The sequence below is a fragment of the Burkholderia sp. FL-7-2-10-S1-D7 genome, assembly GCF_001524185.1.
Taxonomy (GTDB): domain Bacteria; phylum Pseudomonadota; class Gammaproteobacteria; order Burkholderiales; family Burkholderiaceae; genus Burkholderia; species Burkholderia diffusa.
Genome location: NZ_LOWY01000008.1, coordinates 52,183 through 70,601, shown reverse-complemented (window position 1 = coordinate 70,601; position 18,419 = coordinate 52,183). Strand labels below are relative to the sequence as shown.

At 63.8% G+C, this 18,419-nt stretch carries 14 protein-coding genes; 7 read left to right on the top strand and 7 right to left on the bottom strand.

The genetic code is table 11. From position 1 onward, the window contains the following. Nucleotides 1-197 precede the first annotated feature (197 nt). The 4 genes from WS75_RS31300 to WS75_RS01330 all read right to left on the bottom strand — a co-directional run bounded on the left by WS75_RS31300 (nt 198) and on the right by WS75_RS01330 (nt 4,247). On the bottom strand, nt 198-1,376 hold the full coding sequence (locus WS75_RS31300) for a pilus assembly protein TadG-related protein (protein WP_257129309.1): 1,179 nt from the start codon (nt 1,374-1,376) through the stop codon (nt 198-200). Nucleotides 1,377-1,416: 40 nt separating this feature from the next. Next, nucleotides 1,417-1,839, bottom strand: a complete 423-nt coding sequence (locus WS75_RS01340) for a TadE/TadG family type IV pilus assembly protein (protein WP_059678814.1) — start codon at nt 1,837-1,839, stop codon at nt 1,417-1,419. A gap of 968 nt (nt 1,840-2,807) precedes the next feature. Beyond that, nucleotides 2,808-3,098 (bottom strand): hypothetical protein, encoded by a 291-nt coding sequence (locus tag WS75_RS01335; RefSeq protein WP_059678813.1) that lies wholly within the window; start codon nt 3,096-3,098, stop codon nt 2,808-2,810. Between the two features lie 390 nt (nt 3,099-3,488). After that, entirely contained in the window at nt 3,489-4,247 is a 759-nt protein-coding gene (locus WS75_RS01330; protein ID WP_059601715.1) for a TIGR00730 family Rossman fold protein, read from the bottom strand. Between the two features lies 1 nt (nt 4,248). Between WS75_RS01330 and polA the strand changes: the two genes are divergently transcribed. From polA to WS75_RS01315, 3 genes are all read left to right on the top strand, one after another. Further along, a complete protein-coding gene (polA, locus tag WS75_RS01325; protein ID WP_059678812.1) occupies nt 4,249-7,002 on the top strand; it encodes a DNA polymerase I in 2,754 nt (917 codons plus the stop codon). Nucleotides 7,003-7,281: 279 nt separating this feature from the next. Continuing rightward, a complete protein-coding gene (locus WS75_RS01320) occupies nt 7,282-8,616 on the top strand; it encodes an NAD(P)/FAD-dependent oxidoreductase (RefSeq protein ID WP_059678811.1) in 1,335 nt (444 codons plus the stop codon). A 416-nt stretch (nt 8,617-9,032) separates the two neighbouring features. Then, nucleotides 9,033-9,908 carry a dienelactone hydrolase family protein gene (locus tag WS75_RS01315; RefSeq protein ID WP_059678810.1) on the top strand — a complete coding sequence of 292 codons (876 nt, stop codon included), beginning with the start codon at nt 9,033-9,035 and terminating at the stop codon, nt 9,906-9,908. 49 nt (nt 9,909-9,957) lie between these two features. Here the strand turns inward: WS75_RS01315 and WS75_RS01310 are convergent, their stop codons facing one another. Together WS75_RS01310 and WS75_RS01305 are read right to left on the bottom strand one after the other, a co-directional pair. After that, nucleotides 9,958-10,827 carry a sulfurtransferase gene (locus tag WS75_RS01310; protein ID WP_059678809.1) on the bottom strand — a complete coding sequence of 290 codons (870 nt, stop codon included), beginning with the start codon at nt 10,825-10,827 and terminating at the stop codon, nt 9,958-9,960. A 115-nt stretch (nt 10,828-10,942) separates the two neighbouring features. Beyond that, nucleotides 10,943-12,049 (bottom strand): aromatic ring-hydroxylating oxygenase subunit alpha, encoded by a 1,107-nt coding sequence (locus tag WS75_RS01305; protein ID WP_059678808.1) that lies wholly within the window; start codon nt 12,047-12,049, stop codon nt 10,943-10,945. Between the two features lie 271 nt (nt 12,050-12,320). Between WS75_RS01305 and WS75_RS01300 the strand changes: the two genes are divergently transcribed. The 4 genes from WS75_RS01300 to folE2 all read left to right on the top strand — a co-directional run bounded on the left by WS75_RS01300 (nt 12,321) and on the right by folE2 (nt 16,444). Further along, the gene (locus WS75_RS01300) at nt 12,321-12,614 is read left to right on the top strand and encodes an exodeoxyribonuclease VII small subunit (protein WP_059678807.1); all 294 of its coding nucleotides are present in this window, start codon (nt 12,321-12,323) and stop codon (nt 12,612-12,614) included. Next, the gene (locus WS75_RS01295) at nt 12,611-13,495 is read left to right on the top strand and encodes a polyprenyl synthetase family protein (protein WP_059678806.1); all 885 of its coding nucleotides are present in this window, start codon (nt 12,611-12,613) and stop codon (nt 13,493-13,495) included. Before WS75_RS01300 ends, WS75_RS01295 begins: the two co-directional genes overlap by 4 nt. An 80-nt stretch (nt 13,496-13,575) precedes the next feature. Further along, entirely contained in the window at nt 13,576-15,480 is a 1,905-nt protein-coding gene (gene dxs, locus WS75_RS01290) for a 1-deoxy-D-xylulose-5-phosphate synthase (RefSeq protein WP_059678805.1), read from the top strand. Nucleotides 15,481-15,634: 154 nt separating this feature from the next. Next, a complete protein-coding gene (folE2, locus tag WS75_RS01285) occupies nt 15,635-16,444 on the top strand; it encodes a GTP cyclohydrolase FolE2 (RefSeq protein WP_059601731.1) in 810 nt (269 codons plus the stop codon). 92 nt (nt 16,445-16,536) lie between these two features. Here folE2 and tsaD read toward each other — a convergent pair whose 3' ends face one another. Then, nucleotides 16,537-17,577 (bottom strand): tRNA (adenosine(37)-N6)-threonylcarbamoyltransferase complex transferase subunit TsaD, encoded by a 1,041-nt coding sequence (gene tsaD / locus WS75_RS01280; protein WP_059678804.1) that lies wholly within the window; start codon nt 17,575-17,577, stop codon nt 16,537-16,539. Between the last annotated feature and the right edge of the window lie 842 nt (nt 17,578-18,419).

Here is an 18,419-nt window from a genome sequence, read left to right as displayed (position 1 = left end):
GTGGGCTCCATTTCAGTTGGCGTTCTCGATGCTCGTGTTACGTGATGCTGGATCTACCTCTAAATAGACAATCAGTACAACGATCAATGCCATCGCGAATCTGGCTTCCTCGATCTTCGTGCTTTCTTTTAAGGGACGCCATGACTGGGGCAGTCGTGGTCCCTCGGGGCGATCGCCATTTCCCGGACCCGTTCCAGTCATTCGACCAGTCGCGCAGGTGTGAGAGCACCATAGTACGGCCCGACCCCGCCCGCCCCTGACGCTTGGCATTTGTCCGCATTGTTGCTCATCTCCATTTGGATGTACTTCCCGCTTCCACCAACTGCCTGGTCGATGTGCACACACGCAAATGCAAGAATCCGCTCGTAGGACGTTGTCGTGAGATCCTGAACAATCGGGACCAGGACATACTCGCAAGCTTTGTTGCCGGCGGCACTACAGTCGTTGACGGACGTATACAGCGTCGTTTTCGTGCCGGGCTGGATATAGGTGCATGTATCGTCCGGTGTCGAGCAAACACCACCAGGCGATCCGACTGCTGCTGGATCCGGATTACCGTTGGATATCAAATTCCGCACGGTTGGAACATCGTTAGCGGTTGTGTCGAAGGTCGTCCATTGACCCGCTTCGCAAGGACCAGCATGGTAGGACGAGGTCACATAAAAGGTGTACGGTTGTCCAACCACTTGGTTTGGCTGACCCGTGCCGGGCGGCGTCGTCGATGTTGCAACTTTGGGCTTACCGTTCGTCGAATCCCAGTACTGGTCATACATGCACTTCGTCAGCGCAACCGGGAATAGCGCACCGGAGCCAGTGTTTCCGGGGTCCGAAATGACCGCGACAGCCACGGCGTTCTCGGGTACAGACTGCAACCCCCAAATCTTCGCCAAAAACGAAGGAACGCCGCCGCCATTCTTCGTTCCAGAGCGGCTGACAACTACCTGCACTGCAGGCTTGCCAACGGCCGGTGATGGCGGCATGGACGTTTGAAGGCCCTTGACGCTACCAGTGACGTCCCAGTAACCGTACGACACGTCGGACGTATATCCCGTCAGCGTTACGTTTGACGACTTGTTCAACGAGACACCGAGCACGGCTTGCGCTTGGGCCGTTGCCCAATCTGGAGCCGCGGCATTCGTATTGCCACATTGCGCTCGGGGGTAAATGCATGGCGCACCGGCCAGCGCGGCAGCATCGGCTGCGTTCTGCAGTTCATTCCGGACAACAAAGAGATATCCGACGTCGATGGAGATTGCGGCAAAGCCGAGCAGTATCAGCATCATGAGAGCGACGGTTATCGCGACCGCACCTCTCTGATTTCGACGACGCTTCAAACCGCATCGGTTGTACGTCGACGGTCTGGGCGAGCGAGGCACGTCTATCGGCTGTGAGCGAGTGCGATCCATGACCGGCTCCTCATTCATTGTTCATGACAGTGGTAGCCGTCAACGTCAGCAGTTTGCTGAACGGACCAATCCATGAACCCAAAGCCAGTCCAGTGAATTTGTATGTGACAGTAACAGTGAGTGGCGTACCAAAACTGCCACCTTGGCCCGACGGAACGGAGACAATAGGTGTTGATGTGCTGCCCAAACTGATCAGATGGCTTTGGCAGTAGTTGAGCGCGACGGTCTGAATGTCGGTTGTCGTCGCTTTCGGCGATTTGAGGACAATCCCCGCGCGCGCACCTTCACGGCTTGCATTTGTGATGACGGCTTGGTCGAACATCACAAGTCCGAACTCGACAATGCCAAACAGGATCAACAGCAGCAGAGGGAGAACCAATGCAAATTCAACAACAGCAACACCCCGTTGCTTCTTCCAATGTTGTCGATTCATGATTATTTTTCCCCGTTCAATAAACGTGGCGCAGTTCTTGGCGCCCGAAACTTGCTGCTACATACAGGTCAGATCACCCCGATCCGCGCTGTACTTGATGCGAACTGGCTTTGCCGACTGGCGCGACCGTGCGTGTCCCGATGCCGGTGAACAGCGTCGCCGACTTCGAATGCGTAGCGGGAAGCGGCCCCCCTCCGCTGCGCGACACAACTCGCTGCCTCCCACATACACCTCGGTGCATACGGTCAGCGGATAAGCAAAACGCGCACCATCGGTCGCAATCGCTTGTGGCACGGGGCCCCAGGCTGCGGCGTGGGGGAACAAAAATGGGGTGGTATGGAAAATGTTTCAGGCTTGTACCGTGGAACGCCGATTTCGCCTCGTCAACGCGCCGCACCTGCAAGCTCAGGCCATTGGAAACGGGACGATCGCCTCGGATGATTCAGTTCTGAAACGCCGAAGCTCGGGGTGTTCGGTAGAGAAGCCACGGATCGTATCTGCGAAAAGTCGGGGCGCTCGGCGCTGTTTTCCTGGTGCGTGGCAACTACAGTGAAATCACAGCTTGGGTGGCCTCTGATTGACCTTGGGTAGCCTTGGATTTGCGGTTTGCGGTTTGCGGGTCGCGTAAGACATTGATTTTAAGGATGTCCAGGGCGCTGATAGAACTCCAAAGGCAGCGTATGACCGCCCGCAAGCGTCGTCTAACTTGCTCCCGGAATGCTGCTGAAATCCCCACGTAACCGTGAACGGAATTTCCGCAAAAAGTTTGAGGAAGTTGTGGAACGCCGAGATTTGATGTGATTTTGTGTCCGCAAACTTCGGAGCTTCGCGGAAGTGGCGTTTCAGTGATGCAAACGCCGCGCAAGCCGCGAGCATAACGACAAAGGCCGCACGCGAACTTTCGTTCACGTGCGGCCTCGTTCTTTGTCCTGCGGTGCGCGACCCCGATCGACCCCGCACTCAGATGCTCAGCACTCACCCTTCTTCGCGTGTCCCGGCGGGCAATGGTAGTCGTGGTGACCGCGATGGCGCTGATGATCTTCCCACTCGCGACGCTCCCAGTAGCGGCGGCCGTCCCAGTAACGATCGCCGTGCCAGCCGGTCACGACCGCAGGCCCCGGAGCGACCACGACAGGCGCAGGTGCGACGACGACCGGCGCAGGCGTGCCGATGTTGACGTCGACATTGACGGCTTGGGCAAGGCCGGACAGCGAAAGACCGAGGCCGGCGAAGGCGAGGGCGATCAGCGAACGTTTCATGTTGTTTTCCGTGATGTCTTTGTCAAAAGGCCGGCGCGACGCGATGGACGCGAGGGGGGATCGTTCCACCGGGGGACGCCACGCCGACGAGATGCAGTGTGCAGGCGCGGCGCGAAAAAGGCGAGACGGGTTTGTTACGTCGGATTGACGTCAGATGCGCCGGCCGGATCGATGGCAGGCTGCATGATTTGACAATGGCAGGCCGGGCATGGGAGGCGTCGACCGCATGGCGCGATGCAGGCTGCCCGGATTTGACATTCGGCGGCGCACGGCTGCGCGGCGGGATTAATACGGCGTTACAAAATGACGGGCGACAGGCGGCGGAATTGCCGTGCCTGCCGCGCGGGAGACGGGACGCCGGCCGTGAGGCCGGCCATCGCACCGATCGAATTACAGATAGAACATGCGGTCTTCTTCGGGCCGCGGCGGATGGTCTTCGCCGTCCGCGCCTTCTTCCTCGCCGCTGTCCTCGTAGAATGCGAGCACAGCGTCGAGCACCTGGTCGGGATCGTCGATCACCTGCATCAGATCCATGTCTTCCGGATTGATGAGGCCCATCGGAATCAACTGGTCGCGGAACCATTGCAGCAGCCCCTGCCAGAACGTGCTACCCACGAGAATGATCGGCACGAGGCGCGACTTCTTCGTCTGGATCAGCGTGAGCACCTCGGACAGTTCGTCGAGCGTGCCGAAGCCGCCCGGCATCACGATCACCGCGTCGGAGTTCTTCACGAACGTTACCTTGCGCGTGAAGAAGTGGCGGAAGCGCAGCGAGATGTCCTGGTAGTGGTTGCCCGCCTGCTCGTGCGGCAACTCGATGTTCAGGCCGACCGACGGCGCCTTGCCGGCGTGCGCACCCTTGTTCGCGGCTTCCATGATGCCGGGGCCGCCGCCGGAGATCACCGCGAAGCCGGCGTCGGACAGCTTGCGCGCGATCTGCACGGCCAGCTTGTAGTGCGGCGTGTCGGGCTTGAGACGGGCAGAACCGTAGATGCTGACGGCCGGTCGGATCTCCGACAGGTACTCGGTCGCCTCGATAAACTCTGCCATAATCGTGAACATCTGCCACGATGCGCGCGCCTTCTTGGCCGTCGCGCGTTCTTGATCTGCGAGCGAACGCAGACTCGGAATCACTTTTCTCTTGTTCATAATGCCTGAAGAACGAAATCTGGAAGGTAAGACCCTGCTATTGGTTGACGGTTCGAGCTATCTGTATCGGGCTTACCATGCGATGCCTGATTTGCGTGGCCCTGGCGGGGAGCCGACCGGAGCGCTCTACGGAATCATCAACATGCTGCGCCGTATGCGCAAGGAAGTCAGTGCAGAGTATAGCGCTTGCGTGTTCGATGCAAAGGGCAAGACGTTCCGTGACGACCTTTATGCCGACTATAAGGCAAACCGTCCGTCGATGCCGCCCGATCTTGCACTGCAGGTCGAGCCGATTCACGGCGCGGTACGCGCGCTCGGCTGGCCGCTGCTGATGGTCGAGGGCGTCGAGGCCGACGACGTGATCGGCACGCTCGCGCGCGAAGCCGAGCGGCACGGGATGAACGTGATCGTGTCGACCGGCGACAAGGACCTCGCGCAGCTCGTCACCGATCACGTCACGCTCGTCAACACGATGACCAACGAGACGCTCGATCGCAGCGGCGTGATCGAGAAGTTCGGCGTGCCGCCCGAGCGGATCATCGACTATCTCGCGTTGATCGGCGACACTGTCGACAACGTGCCCGGCGTCGAGAAATGCGGGCCGAAGACGGCCGTGAAATGGTTGTCGCAATACGACAGCCTCGACGGCGTGATCGAACACGCGGGCGAGATCAAGGGCGTGGTCGGCGACAACCTGCGCCGCGCGCTCGACTTCCTGCCGCTCGGCCGCAAGCTCGTGACCGTCGACACGGCCTGCGATCTCGCACCGCATCTCGAATCGATCGAAGCGTCGCTGAAGACCGACGGCGAAGCACGCGACCTGCTGCGCGACATCTTCGCGCGCTATGGCTTCAAGACGTGGCTGCGCGAAGTCGACAGCGCGCCCGCCGAAGGCGGCGGCGCCGACGCGCCGGAAGGCGAGCCGGCACCGGTGGTCGCGGCGGACATCGTCCGCGAATACGACACGATCCAGACCTGGGAACAGTTCGACGCATGGTTCGCGAAGATCGATGCGGCCGCTCTGACCGCGTTCGACACCGAAACGACCTCGCTTGATCCGATGACCGCGCGGCTCGTGGGCCTGTCGTTTTCGATCGAGCCGGGCAAGGCCGCGTATCTTCCGGTCGCGCATCGCGGCCCCGACCTGCCCGAGCAATTGCCGATCGACGACGTGCTCGCGCGCCTGAAGCCGTGGCTCGAATCGGCGGACCGCAAGAAGGTGGGCCAACACCTGAAGTACGACGCGCAGGTGCTCGCGAACTACGACATCGCGCTGAACGGTATCGAGCACGACACGATGCTCGAATCGTACGTACTCGAATCGCACCGCACGCACGACATGGACAGCCTCGCGCTGCGTCATCTGGGCGTCAAGACGATCAAGTACGAAGACGTGGCCGGCAAGGGCGCGAAGCAGATCGGCTTCGACGAAGTGGCGCTCGAGCAGGCCGCCGCGTACGCCGCCGAAGATGCGGACATCACGCTGCAGCTTCATCATGCGCTGTATCCGCAGGTTGCGCGCGAACCGGGCCTCGAGCGTGTGTATCGCGAGATCGAGATGCCGGTGTCGCTCGTGCTGCGCAAGATGGAGCGCACGGGCGTGCTCATCGACGACGCACTGCTGCAGGCGCAAAGCAGCGAGATCGCGACGCGTCTCATCGAGCTCGAAGGGCAGGCGTACGAACTGGCCGGCGGCGAATTCAATCTCGGTTCGCCGAAGCAGATCGGGCAGATCTTCTTCGAGAAGCTGCAGTTGCCGGTCGTGAAGAAGACGCCGAGCGGCGCGCCGTCGACCGACGAAGAGGTGCTGCAGAAGCTGGCCGAGGATTACCCGCTGCCGAAGCTGCTGCTCGAGCATCGCGGGCTGTCGAAGCTGAAGTCGACCTACACCGACAAGCTGCCGCGCATGGTGAATCCCGCAACGGGCCGCGTGCACACGAACTACGCGCAGGCCGTCGCGGTTACGGGCCGCCTTGCGTCGAACGATCCCAATCTTCAGAACATTCCGGTGCGCACGGCCGAGGGCCGGCGGATCCGCGAGGCGTTCATCGCGTCGCCGGGTCACTGCATCGTGTCGGCCGACTATTCGCAGATCGAACTGCGGATCATGGCGCACATTTCAGGCGACGCGTCGCTGCTGCGCGCGTTCTCGCAGGGCGAGGACATCCACCGCGCAACGGCCGCCGAAGTGTTCGGCGTGACGCCGCTGGAAGTCAACTCCGACCAGCGCCGCATCGCGAAGGTGATCAACTTCGGGCTCATCTACGGGATGAGCGCGTTCGGCCTCGCGTCGAACCTCGGCATCACGCGCGATGCGGCGAAGCTGTATATCGACCGCTATTTCGCGCGCTACCCGGGCGTTGCGCAGTACATGGAGGACACGCGTGCGGCCGCGAAGGAAAAGGGCTACGTCGAAACCGTCTTTGGCCGCCGCCTGTGGCTGCCGGAGATCAACGGCGGCAATGGCCCGCGCCGTCAGGCCGCTGAGCGTGCGGCCATCAATGCACCGATGCAGGGCACGGCTGCCGACCTGATCAAGCTGTCGATGATCGTGGTGGACGACTGGCTCACGCGCGACCACCTCGCATCGCGGATGATCATGCAGGTGCACGACGAACTGGTGCTCGAGGTGCCCGACGACGAACTGTCGCTCGTGCGCGAGAAACTGCCGGAAATGATGTGCGGCGTGGCGAAGCTGAAGGTGCCGCTGGTCGCTGAAGTGGGTGCCGGCGCGAACTGGGAAGAGGCACACTGACGCACCCCCGCGTGATTCCCGCGTCCCGCGGCATATTGTTGCAGGGATGCTGAATATCGAGATGGTTTGCTTGTGGTCAACGCGCAAGCTCCCGGACAATGCATGTCAGTCAGGTCATTGTCGCGGGGGCAGCGCGCCCCGCGTTCCGGGATCGGCACATCGAAGTGTTTCGAACTGCACATCGATGATGTCCGAACCGGTTAATCCAGCGGGCGGCGCGAACGCATCGCGTCTGCATCGTCCGGCGGCAGCAGTTTCGAATCGCAAAGGGGGAATCGGATGCATCGGATCATCATCGTAGGCGGAGGCGCGGGCGGCCTGGAACTGGCGACGCGGCTCGGCGATCGTTACAGCGCGCGCGGCAATCGTCCCGCGCGTGCGCTTGTCACGCTCGTCGACCGCAATCCGACCCACATCTGGAAGCCATTGCTGCACGAGGTCGCGGCCGGCAGCATGGACCCGTTCACGCAGGAACTCGAATATGCGGCGCAGGCGCGCTGGCATGGCTTCGAGTTTCAGCAGGGCGAACTGACCTCGCTCGATCGCGCGGCGAAGCGCATCACACTGTCGCCCGTCAACGACAGCGACGGCGCGGAACTGCTGCCGGCGCGCGACCTGGAATACGACACGCTCGTGATCGCGATCGGCAGCACGACGCATTTCTTCGGCGTGCAGGGCGCGGCCGAAAACGCGATTGCGCTCGACACGGTCGGCGAGGCCGAGCGCTTCCGCAAGCGCCTGATCGCCGCGTGCATGCGCGCCGAGCACCAGGTGCCGGCGCAGCCCGCGCCGGGCGCGCCGGACGAGCCGCGCATCCAGGTGGTGATCGTCGGCGGTGGCGCGACGGGCGTCGAGCTGTCCGCGGAACTGCGCAACACCGCGCAGGTGCTGTCCGTCTATGGGCTGCACAAGCTCGACCCGCAGCACGACGTCGGCATCGTGCTGATCGAATCGGGGCCGCGGATTCTGCCTGCGCTGCAGGAGCGCGTATCGACCGCAACGGCCGAGCTGCTCGAAAAGCTCGGCGTGCGATTGATGCTCGCGGAGCGTGTGACCGAGGTCGCGCCGGGTTTCGTGCATACCGCGAGCGGCAAGTCGGTGCGCGCGGATCTCACGGTCTGGGCGGCCGGCATCAAGGCGCCGTCCGTGCTGTCGAATCTTGATGGCCTGCAGGTCAACAAGCTCGGCCAGCTCGACGTGCGTCGCACACTGCAGACCTTCACCGACGACAACGTCTTCGCACTCGGCGATTGCGCGGCATGCGTATGGCCCGGCAACGAGCGTAACGTGCCGCCGCGTGCGCAGGCTGCGCACCAGCAGGCGAGCTTTCTGCTGAAGGCGATCGGCTGCCGGCTCGACGGACGTCCGCTGCCCGAGTTCACGTATCGCGATTTCGGTTCGCTCGTGTCGCTCGGTCACTTCAGCGCGGTCGGCAACCTGATGGGCGGACTGATCGGCGGCAACATGCTGATCGAAGGGCTGTTCGCGCGCTTCATGTACATGTCGCTGTACCGCCTGCACATCGCGGCGCTGCACGGCTATCCGCGCATGATGCTCGATACGTTCGCGCACTGGCTGCGCCGCACGACGCTGCCGCGCGTGAAGCTGCACTGACCGCACGGTTCGTGCTCCGACGGGCAGGGAACGCGTATCGAGCGCGTTTCCTGCCCGTTGTCGTTTCAGGTGCGGTTGACCTCGGATTCGCGCACCGGGGCCTGTTTATTGCGCATCGTTTCGTTTCAATCCGTGGACTTTCGAGCGCGCGACGGCGCTCGCCGCATGCGTGCCCTGCATGGGTTTGCCGGGCCGGGTCGCCGCGGTTATCGATGCCGTTGGATGCCACTACATTACACCGTCGTAATCGAGTCTTACACATCTGACAGTTGACGCGACAACGGATTATTGGGCATCTTGTCCGGGTTTCCGCTTGCGGCGGGGTGCCAACCGCCGCGACATCCGCGCCGTCCGCCGGCATGATGCCGGGTCGCGTCCCTGGCCGTGACGGCGGCGCCCAATCGAGGAGTGCATTCATGTTGAAACCCGAAGTCGACAGCCTGGTTCCCCACGTTCCGTTCTCGCGCCGCAAGTTCATGCAGGCCGCGCTGGGCGGCGCCTTCGCGGCGGCCGTGCTGCCCGTGTCGGCGCAGACGATCACGACCGACAGCACCGGGCTGGACGTCGACACCATCGAGATCCGCTCGGGCGACGCGAGCATCCCCGCGTATCGCGCGCAGCCGGTCGACAAGACGAACCTGCCGGTCGTCATCGTGATCCACGAGATCTTCGGCGTGCATGCGCATATCGCCGACGTCTGCCGTCGCTTCGCGAAGCTCGGCTATCTGGCGATCGCGCCGGACCTGTTCGCGCGCCAGGGCAATGCGTCGAAGTATCCGACGATGAAGGAGCTTTACGACAACATCATCAGCAAGGTGCCCGACCGGCAGGTCACCGAGGATCTCGATGCGACCGTCGCGTGGGCCGGCAAGAACGGCGGTGACCTGTCGCGTCTCGGCGTGACGGGGTTCTGCTGGGGCGGCCGCCAGGCGTGGCTATACGCGGAGCATAATCCGCACGTGCGCGCGGCCGTCGCATGGTACGGGTTCGTCGAGGGCAAGACCGACGAGATGACGCCGTTCAATCCGGTCGATCATGCGCCGTTGCTGAAGGTACCCGTGCTCGGGCTGTACGGCGAGAAGGACACGAACATCACGCAGGCGTCGCTCGCGGACATGCGCCAGGCGATCCAGAAGAGCGACTCGAAGCTTGCGCGTCAATCGGAGATCGTCGTGTATCCGGATGCCGGCCACGCGTTCTTCGCCGATTATCGGCCGAGTTACGTGAAGGGCGATGCCGAGGACGGCTGGAAGCGCGCGATCGAGTGGTTCCACAAGTACGGCGTGATGTAGGCGACAAGGCGGCAGATGCCGCCGCCTTGTCGTCGCGCCGCGCAGGTGCTTACGGGTTCGGGCCGGTCGCGATCGGACGCGACGGATCGGCGCTCCATTCGCTCCACGAGCCCGGATACAGCGACGCGCCATGCAGCCCCGCGATTTCGAGCGCGAGCGCGTTGTGGCATGCGGTCACGCCGGACCCGCATTGCAGGATCACGCTGTTCGGTTCGGTGCCGGCCAGCAGCGTGGTGAATGTCTCGCGCAGCTCATGGCCGGTCTTGAAGCGGCCGTCGGCGGCCAGGTTGTCCTTGAAGAACCGGTTGCGTGCGCCGGGAATGTGGCCGCCGACACGATCGATCGTTTCGTTTTCGCCGCGATAGCGATCCGGTGCGCGCGCATCGATCACGACGCGCGTGGCCGACGTCACGTTCGCGAGCACGGCTGCCGCGTCGACCGTCGATTCGAGCGGGGTCGCCGCGCGGAAGTCGCCGGCGGCCGGATGCGGCACGTCGGTGGTCAGCGGCTGGCCGGCCGCTTCCCATGCCTGCAGGCCGCCGTCGAGCACCGCGACGGAATCGTGCCCGAGCCAGCGCAGCAGCCACCAAAGCCGCGCCGCATAGGCGCCGCCTTGTGCGTCATAGGCGATGACCTGCTGGCCCTGCTTGACGCCGCGGCTGGCGATCAGCGTCGCGAATGCGTCGCGGGTCGGCAGCGGATGGCGCCCGTTGGTGCCGGTCTTGCGGCCGGACAGGTCGCGGTCGAGATGGAGATACTGCGCGCCGGGGATATGGCCGGCCGCATAGGCGGCTTCGCCTGCGCCCGGATCGACGAGGTCGAAGCGGCAGTCGAACACGGCGACGCTGCCCGGCGCCGCAGCCAGCCGCTCGGCGAGATTGGCTGCGGAGATAAGCGTGGTGTAGTGGGTGTGTGGCATGACGGCTCCCTGGAGTGCAAACGGCCTGATACTCCAAGTCTAAACAAAAAAAGACGGGCCGAAACCCGTCTTTTGATATGCCGAATGCCATGCGGCGCTGGCGCGCCGCGCGCGGTCAGATGTCGCCGAGGTGGCGGCGCAGGAACTCGTGGAAGTGCTGCATGCCGTCTTCCATCGGGCTCTGGTACGGGCCGACCTGCGACTCGCCGCGTGCCATCAGCGCGCGGCGGCCCGCGTCCATCCGCATCGCGATCTCGTCGTCCTCGATGGCCGTTTCCATATAGGCGGCGCGCTCAGCCTCGACGAATTCGCGTTCGAACAGCGCGATTTCCTCGGGGTAATAGAACTCGACGATGTTGGTCGTCTTTTGCGGCCCGCGCGGAATCAGCCACGACACGACGAGCACGTGCGGATACCACTCGATCATCAGGCCCGGGTAGTAGACCATCCAGATCGCGCCGAACTCCGGCGGCACGCCGTTGCGGAACTTGAGCACCTGCTCGTGCCACTTCTGGTAGGTGGCGCTGCCCGGTTTCGCGAGGGCGTTGTGCACGCCGACCGTCTGCACGCTGTACCAGTCGCCGAACTCCCATTTGAGATCGTCGCACGACACGAAGCTGCCGAGGCCCGGGTGGAACGGGACGACGTGATAATCCTCGAGGTAGACCTCGATGAACGTCTTCCAGTTGTAATCGCACTCGTGCACTTCGACGTGATCGAAGTGATATTCGGAGAAGTCGAAGTGATGCTTCGTGCCGAGGTTCGCGAGATCGCGCGCGACGTTGCGGCCTTCGGCCTCGAACAGCAGCCCCTGCCAGTTCTGCAGCGGGCTCTTGCCGAGGTTCAGGCACGGCTTGTCGGGGAAGTGCGGCGCGCCGAGCAACTGGCCTTCCAGATCGTACGTCCAGCGGTGCAGCGGGCACACGATGTTCTGCGTGTGGCCGCGCCCGTTCAGCATGATCGCCTGCCGGTGACGGCACACGTTCGACAGCAGTTCGATCTGGTTCGCCGGGTTGCGGACCAGCACGCGGCCTTCCTTCTCGGACGGCAGCGCAAAATAATCCCCCGCCTCGGGCACCATCAATTCGTGCCCGACGTAACGAGGTCCTTTCTTGAAGAGGGTTTCGATCTCGCGCTCGAGGAGCGCCTCATCGAAATATGCAGTGACTGGAAGCTGGCTGTGAGCCGACTTCAACTGAAGCGCGTCGCTCAGATTGGACATTCCCACTCCCGGTGTTAGCGTGAAAGCAGTGAACAACCCAACCATCGAAAAATCGATTTAGGGAAACGGGGAATTATACCCGGTTCGCCTCGCAAGGCTAGGATTAAGTGCCTGATTTGTGTCAATTTTTTGTCGGGAGGCAATCGGGGTGCGCACCCCGTGTGTCGAAGATGGGGCCGGAAGATGTGCCGGGGTGCCCACGTCGGCAGATCGGAGAATTCTCTTTTGCCGTAGAATGTCCGACTTGTTTTGAAATTTGACACCCTCGTCCATGGCGAAAACCGCATCCCCAGGCGCCACGCCGCCCGGCAATGGCACCGAACCGTTGCCGGACAATTATGAGATGGCGCTCGCGGAACTCGAGACGCTGGTTGCACGGATGGAAGGCGGCGCGTTGAGCCTCGAGGATTCGCTGGCGGCGTATCGCCGCGGTGCGGCCCTCGTTGCGTTTTGCCAACAGCAGCTCGAGAAAGTGGAGCAGCAGGTTCGCGTGCTGGACGGCGCGACCCTGAAGCCGCTTTCGTCCGGAACGGCCGCCACGGACGGCGAAGACGACGATCTATGACATTCGAACAATGGATGCGGTCCGTGCTCGACCGCGTCGAGGACGCACTCGGCCACTATTTGCCGGCTGATAATGTGGTGCCCACGCAACTGCACGAAGCGATGCGTTACGCGGTCCTCGGCGGCGGCAAACGCGTTCGCCCGCTGCTGTGCCATGCAGCAGGCGAACTGACCGGCGCGACCGAAGCGGCGCGCAACGCAGCGGCGGCGGCGCTGGAGATGATCCACGTTTACTCGCTCGTGCACGACGACATGCCGTGCATGGACGACGACGCGCTGCGACGCGGCAAGCCGACCGTGCACGTGCAGTATGACGAGCCGACGGCGCTGCTGGTCGGCGATGCGCTGCAGTCGCAGGCATTCGTCGCGCTGACCGACGCCGCGGCACTGACTCCGGTGCAGCAGGCTGCGCTCGTGCGTGAGCTGGCGCTGGCGAGCGGCTCGATCGGCATGGCCGGCGGGCAAGCGATCGACCTGGCGAGCGTCGGCCTCAAGCTGACGCGCGAACAGCTCGAGACGATGCACCGGATGAAGACGGGCGCGCTGCTGCGTGCCGCCGTGCGGATGGGCGCGCTGGCCGGCGACACGCCGTCGGCGGAAGCGATGGCCGCGCTCGACGTTTACGCGGGCGCCGTGGGTCTCGCCTTCCAGGTCGTCGACGACATTCTCGACGTCACGACCGATTCGGCGACGCTCGGCAAGACGGCAGGCAAGGATGCGGCGAACGACAAGCCGACCTACGTATCGATCCTCGGCCTCGACGCATCGCGTGAGCTCGCGGCCCAGCTGCGCGCCGAAGCGCACGATGCGCTGAAACCGTTCGGCGCACGCGCACAGCGTCTCGCCGAACTTGCCGACCTGGTGGTAAACCGGGTCAGCTGACGCGAAGCCCGCCGCTGCGCACACGCTACGGTGCGTGCAATAGAATGCGGGCGCGTTTGATTTCCTACAATGGAACGACGATGTACGACTTGCTGAAAACCATCGACGACCCGGCGGATCTGCGCCGCCTCGATCGTCGCCAACTCCAACCGCTCGCGGATGAACTGCGCGCGTTCGTGCTCGACAGCGTGTCGAAGACGGGCGGCCATCTGTCGTCCAACCTCGGGACGGTCGAGCTGACGATCGCGTTGCACTACGTGTTCAACACGCCGAACGACCGGATCGTCTGGGACGTGGGTCATCAGACCTACCCGCACAAGATCCTGACGGGCCGCCGCGACCAGATGCACACGCTGCGCCAGTACGACGGCATCTCGGGTTTCCCGCGCCGCAGCGAGTCCGAATACGACACGTTCGGCACCGCGCATTCGAGCACGTCGATCTCGGCGGCACTCGGGATGGCGATCGGCAGCCAGCTGAACGGCGACGACCGCTTCTCGATCGCGGTGATCGGCGACGGCGCGATGACGGCTGGCATGGCGTTCGAGGCGATGAACAACGCGGGCGTGTCGGAGGATGCGAAGCTGCTCGTGATCCTCAACGACAACGACATGTCGATTTCGCCGCCGGTCGGCGCGCTGAACCGCCATCTCGCACGCCTGATGTCGGGCCGCTTCTACGCGGCCGCGCGTGCGGGCGTCGAGCGCGTGCTGAGCGTCGCGCCGCCGGTGCTCGAACTTGCGCGCAAGCTCGAGGAGCACGCGAAGGGCATGGTCGTGCCGGCCACGCTGTTCGAAGAGTTCGGCTTCAACTACATCGGCCCGATCGACGGTCACGATCTCGATTCGCTGATCCCGACGCTGCAGAACATCCGCGAACTGCGCGGCCCGCAATTCCTGCACGTGGTGACGAAGAAAGGCCAGGGCTACAAGCTCGCCGAAGCCGATCCCGTGCTCTACCACGGCCCCGGCAAGTTCAACCCGGCAGAAGGCATCAAGCCGTCGGCCACGCCCGCGAAGAAGACGTATACGCAGGTGTTCGGCGAATGGCTGTGCGATGAAGCCGAGCGCGATTCGCGCGTCGTCGGCATCACGCCCGCGATGCGCGAAGGCTCGGGCATGGTCGAGTTCGAGAAGCGCTTCAAGGATCGCTATTACGACGTCGGCATCGCCGAGCAGCACGCGGTGACGTTCGCGGGCGGCCTCGCGACCGAAGGGCTGAAGCCCGTCGTCGCGATCTACTCGACGTTCCTGCAGCGTGCGTACGACCAGCTGATCCACGACGTCGCGCTGCAGAACCTGCCGGTCGTGTTCGCGATCGACCGCGCGGGCCTCGTCGGCGCGGACGGTGCGACGCACGCGGGCGCGTACGATCTCGCGTTCATGCGCTGCATTCCGAACATGACGATCATGGCCGCGTCCGACGAGAACGAGTGCCGCCAGATGCTGCACACGGCGCTTCAGCAGCCGAACCCGACCGCGGTGCGTTATCCGCGCGGCGCGGGCACGGGCGTGGCGACGGTGAAGGAATTCACCGAAATCCCGCTCGGCAAGGGTGAAGTGCGTCGCCGCACGTCGCAGCCGGAAGGCAAGCGCGTCGCGATCCTCGCGTTCGGCACGATGGTTGCGCCGTCGCTCGTGGCAGGCGAGGAGCTCGATGCAACGGTCGCGAACATGCGCTTCGTCAAGCCGGTCGATGCGGCGCTCGTGCGTGAACTCGCCGAGACGCACGACTACCTCGTCACGGTCGAGGAAGGTTGCGTGATGGGCGGTGCGGGCTCGGCCTGCGTCGAAGCCCTGATGGAGAGTGGGGTTATCCGACCCGTAATACAATTGGGCCTCCCTGACCAGTTCATCGATCACGGCGATCCCGCGAAGCTGCTGTCGCAATGCGGCCTCGACGGCGCGGGCATCGCGAAATCGATTCGCGAACGCTTCCTGAGCGCGGCGGCCGATGTCGCCGGCCAGGCGAAGCGCGTCGCATAAGCTGGCGCCGCCTGCGGGCGGCGTCGGTGCGACTGGCGCAACCGGTCTACATTGATGCGGAAAACATGGGCCTGCGGGCCCATGTTGCTTTTCCGGCTGCCGCATGACGCGGCGTGCGCGTCGTCGGACGCGCTGCTTACAAGGATTGAAAAAGATGAACCAGATGAATCCCGCCTTCGTGATGCCCGACGTGCAGAGCACGGTGGATACCCGCCAGATTCCGATTCAGCGCGTGGGCGTGAAGGCGGTCCGGCATCCGTTGACGGTGTGCACCGAGAGCGGCGACGTGCAGCCGACCGTCGGCGTCTGGAATCTCGACGTGCGCCTGCCTGCCGATCAGAAGGGCACGCACATGTCGCGCTTCGTCGCGCTGCTCGAGGAGAATCGTGCGCCGCTGACGGTCGAGCGCTTCCGTGCGATGCTCGCGTCGATGCTCGAGAAGCTGGAAGCCGAGGCCGGCCGCATCGAGGTCACGTTCCCGTACTTCGTGAACAAGACGGCGCCGGTGTCGGGCGTGCAGAGCCTGCTCGACTATGAAGTGACGCTCGCGGGCGAAAGCCGCAACGGCGAAGCGCGCCTGTTCCTGAAGGTGCTCGTGCCGGTGACGAGCCTGTGCCCGTGCTCGAAGAAGATCTCGCAGTACGGTGCGCACAACCAGCGCTCGCACGTGACGATCGACGCCGAGCTCGCGGCCGACCTGCCGGTCGAGGCGCTGATCCGCATCGCGGAAGAAGAGGCGTCGTGCGAGCTGTGGGGCTTGCTGAAGCGTCCGGACGAGAAGTTCGTCACGGAGCGTGCGTACGAAAATCCGAAGTTCGTCGAGGATCTGGTGCGCGACGTCGCGCAGCGTCTCGATGCGGACGACCGCGTGGTCGCCTACGTGCTCGAAGCCGAGAACTTCGAGTCGATCCATAATCACAGCGCGTATGCGCTGATCGAGCGCGACAAGCGGCACGCTGCGTGACGTTGTGCCGCTGTAACGGAAAAGGCCGCTCGATCGAGCGGCCTTTGTGTTTTGGCTGGTGATTTCCGGTGCGTGCCGGTGCGTTGTGCGAATCAGCGTGCGAGCGACGCGAGATCCCAGCGCGGTTTCACCGTGAACGCGTAGTCGGCGTTCGCCTGCTCGGGCCAGCGGCCGAGCCGCAATGCGCCGGCGAGCGCGATCATCGCGCCGTTGTCGGTGCAGAGCGCGAGATCCGGATAGTGCACGTCGAAGCCGCGCTTGGCCGCGGCGGCCGACAGCGCGGCACGCAACTGGCGGTTCGCGCCGACGCCGCCCGCGACGACGAGGCGCTTGAGCTTCGTCTTCTTGAGTGCGGCGAGCGACTTCGCGACGAGCACGTCGACGGCCGCGTCGACGAAGCCGCGCGCGAGATCGGCCTTCGCGCGTTCGAGCGCTTCGCCTTCGAGTTTTGCCGCCTCGAACTTCTTCATCTGCGTGAGCACGGCCGTCTTCAGGCCGCTGAAGCTGAAGTCGAGATCGCCCGAATGGAGCATCGGGCGCGGCAGCGCGACGGCGCCCGGCGTGCCCGTTTCCGCGAGCTTCGACACTTCCGGGCCGCCTGGATAGCCGAGGCCGATCAGCTTCGCCGTTTTGTCGAATGCTTCGCCGGCCGCGTCGTCGAGCGTCTCGCCGAGCGTCTCGTACACGCCGACATCGGTCACGCGCATCAGCTGCGTGTGGCCGCCCGACACCAGCAGCGCGATGAACGGGAACGGCGGCGGTTCGTCGACGAGCAGCGGGGACAGCAGGTGGCCTTCGAGGTGATGGATGCCGACGGTCGGCTTGTTCCATGCCAGCGCGAGCGCATTCGCGATGCTCGCGCCGACCAGCAGCGCGCCGGCGAGGCCGGGGCCTTGAGTGAATGCGATCGCGTCGATGTCCTCGCGGCGCGTGCCGCTTTGCGCCATGACTTCCTCGAGCAGCGGCAGCGCGCGGCGGATGTGGTCGCGCGATGCGAGCTCGGGCACGACGCCGCCGTATTCGCGGTGCATCGCGATCTGCGAATGAAGCGCGTGCGCGAGCAGGCCGCGCTGCGTGTCGTAGAGCGCGAGGCCGGTTTCGTCGCAGGAGCTTTCGATGCCGAGAACGAGCATGGGTAGAGGCGGTGCGAGCTGCGTCGAGCGCGCCGCACAAAGGTAAACGTAACCGCAAATTATAGCAGGCGAGGGCCTGCCGCCGCTGGGGTGCGACCCGGGTGCGCGGCCAGGCAGGTACAACTTTCTGGAACCTTCCTAACTGGTTAGGTCCTTGAGCATAGTACTTGATTTCGAATCAGCTCAAGGCGACAACGCTCTGATAGCCGACAAACAGACCCACGAGCATGATCGGCGCGCCCCAGAAATACTGTGCCTTCCGCGCGAAATCACCGAATCACATCTGCTGCCTCCCGTCACGGTCGCAATTGAAAATTGCGGGCAGGTAGCTTGCCGCAGATCCCGGCCGAGACTGCCGACGATAGCCAGAATCGACCGCAAGGCCTTGCTACAGAAGGCTTTGCGGCGAAACCGCAAGGTCCATACGTGCACGAAAAGGACGATTGCCCCACGGTGAGCTTTTACGGGCGTACGCCCATCGCTTCAACAGCCTCGTGTCGATACCGTCGATGTTGCCGATGGACGAAGTGGTCCCCTCGCAGTCGTCGCGTCGTCCAGCAAGGTACGCAGTCTGAAATTCAATCGAATCAACGTCAGAGCCACCGTCAGGCAGCGGGACTGGTGAGCCGAACCCATACCCATACCGAACCGTCCGCGCGATTTGCCACACGCATGTGACAACGGCAGCGCAGCGTCATGCCCTTTCGTCAACCCAATGGGGTTGCGTTATTTTGGTCGCGAACATGTGGCGCATCCGTCATTTCCAGTACCATCTGCGGTACCGGCCCCCGAGGGCCGGACATTGCCGAGTTGCATTTCCTGTTCGCCGCTTCGCGATGACC

Excerpts from the sequence above, each read along its gene's own strand:
- dxs (WP_059678805.1), top strand. The coding sequence starts at position 13,576 with ATGTACGACTTGCTGAAAACCATCGACGACCCGGCGGATCTGCGCCGC.
- WS75_RS01305 (WP_059678808.1), bottom strand. The coding sequence starts at position 12,049 with ATGTCCAATCTGAGCGACGCGCTTCAGTTGAAGTCGGCTCACAGCCAG.
- WS75_RS01340 (WP_059678814.1), bottom strand. The coding sequence starts at position 1,839 with ATGAATCGACAACATTGGAAGAAGCAACGGGGTGTTGCTGTTGTTGAA.
- WS75_RS01300 (WP_059678807.1), top strand. The coding sequence starts at position 12,321 with ATGGCGAAAACCGCATCCCCAGGCGCCACGCCGCCCGGCAATGGCACC.
- polA (WP_059678812.1), top strand. The coding sequence starts at position 4,249 with ATGCCTGAAGAACGAAATCTGGAAGGTAAGACCCTGCTATTGGTTGAC.
- WS75_RS01315 (WP_059678810.1), top strand. The coding sequence starts at position 9,033 with ATGTTGAAACCCGAAGTCGACAGCCTGGTTCCCCACGTTCCGTTCTCG.
- folE2 (WP_059601731.1), top strand. The coding sequence starts at position 15,635 with ATGAACCAGATGAATCCCGCCTTCGTGATGCCCGACGTGCAGAGCACG.
- WS75_RS01335 (WP_059678813.1), bottom strand. The coding sequence starts at position 3,098 with ATGAAACGTTCGCTGATCGCCCTCGCCTTCGCCGGCCTCGGTCTTTCG.
- WS75_RS01310 (WP_059678809.1), bottom strand. The coding sequence starts at position 10,827 with ATGCCACACACCCACTACACCACGCTTATCTCCGCAGCCAATCTCGCC.
- WS75_RS01320 (WP_059678811.1), top strand. The coding sequence starts at position 7,282 with ATGCATCGGATCATCATCGTAGGCGGAGGCGCGGGCGGCCTGGAACTG.
- tsaD (WP_059678804.1), bottom strand. The coding sequence starts at position 17,577 with ATGCTCGTTCTCGGCATCGAAAGCTCCTGCGACGAAACCGGCCTCGCG.
- WS75_RS01295 (WP_059678806.1), top strand. The coding sequence starts at position 12,611 with ATGACATTCGAACAATGGATGCGGTCCGTGCTCGACCGCGTCGAGGAC.
- WS75_RS01330 (WP_059601715.1), bottom strand. The coding sequence starts at position 4,247 with ATGAACAAGAGAAAAGTGATTCCGAGTCTGCGTTCGCTCGCAGATCAA.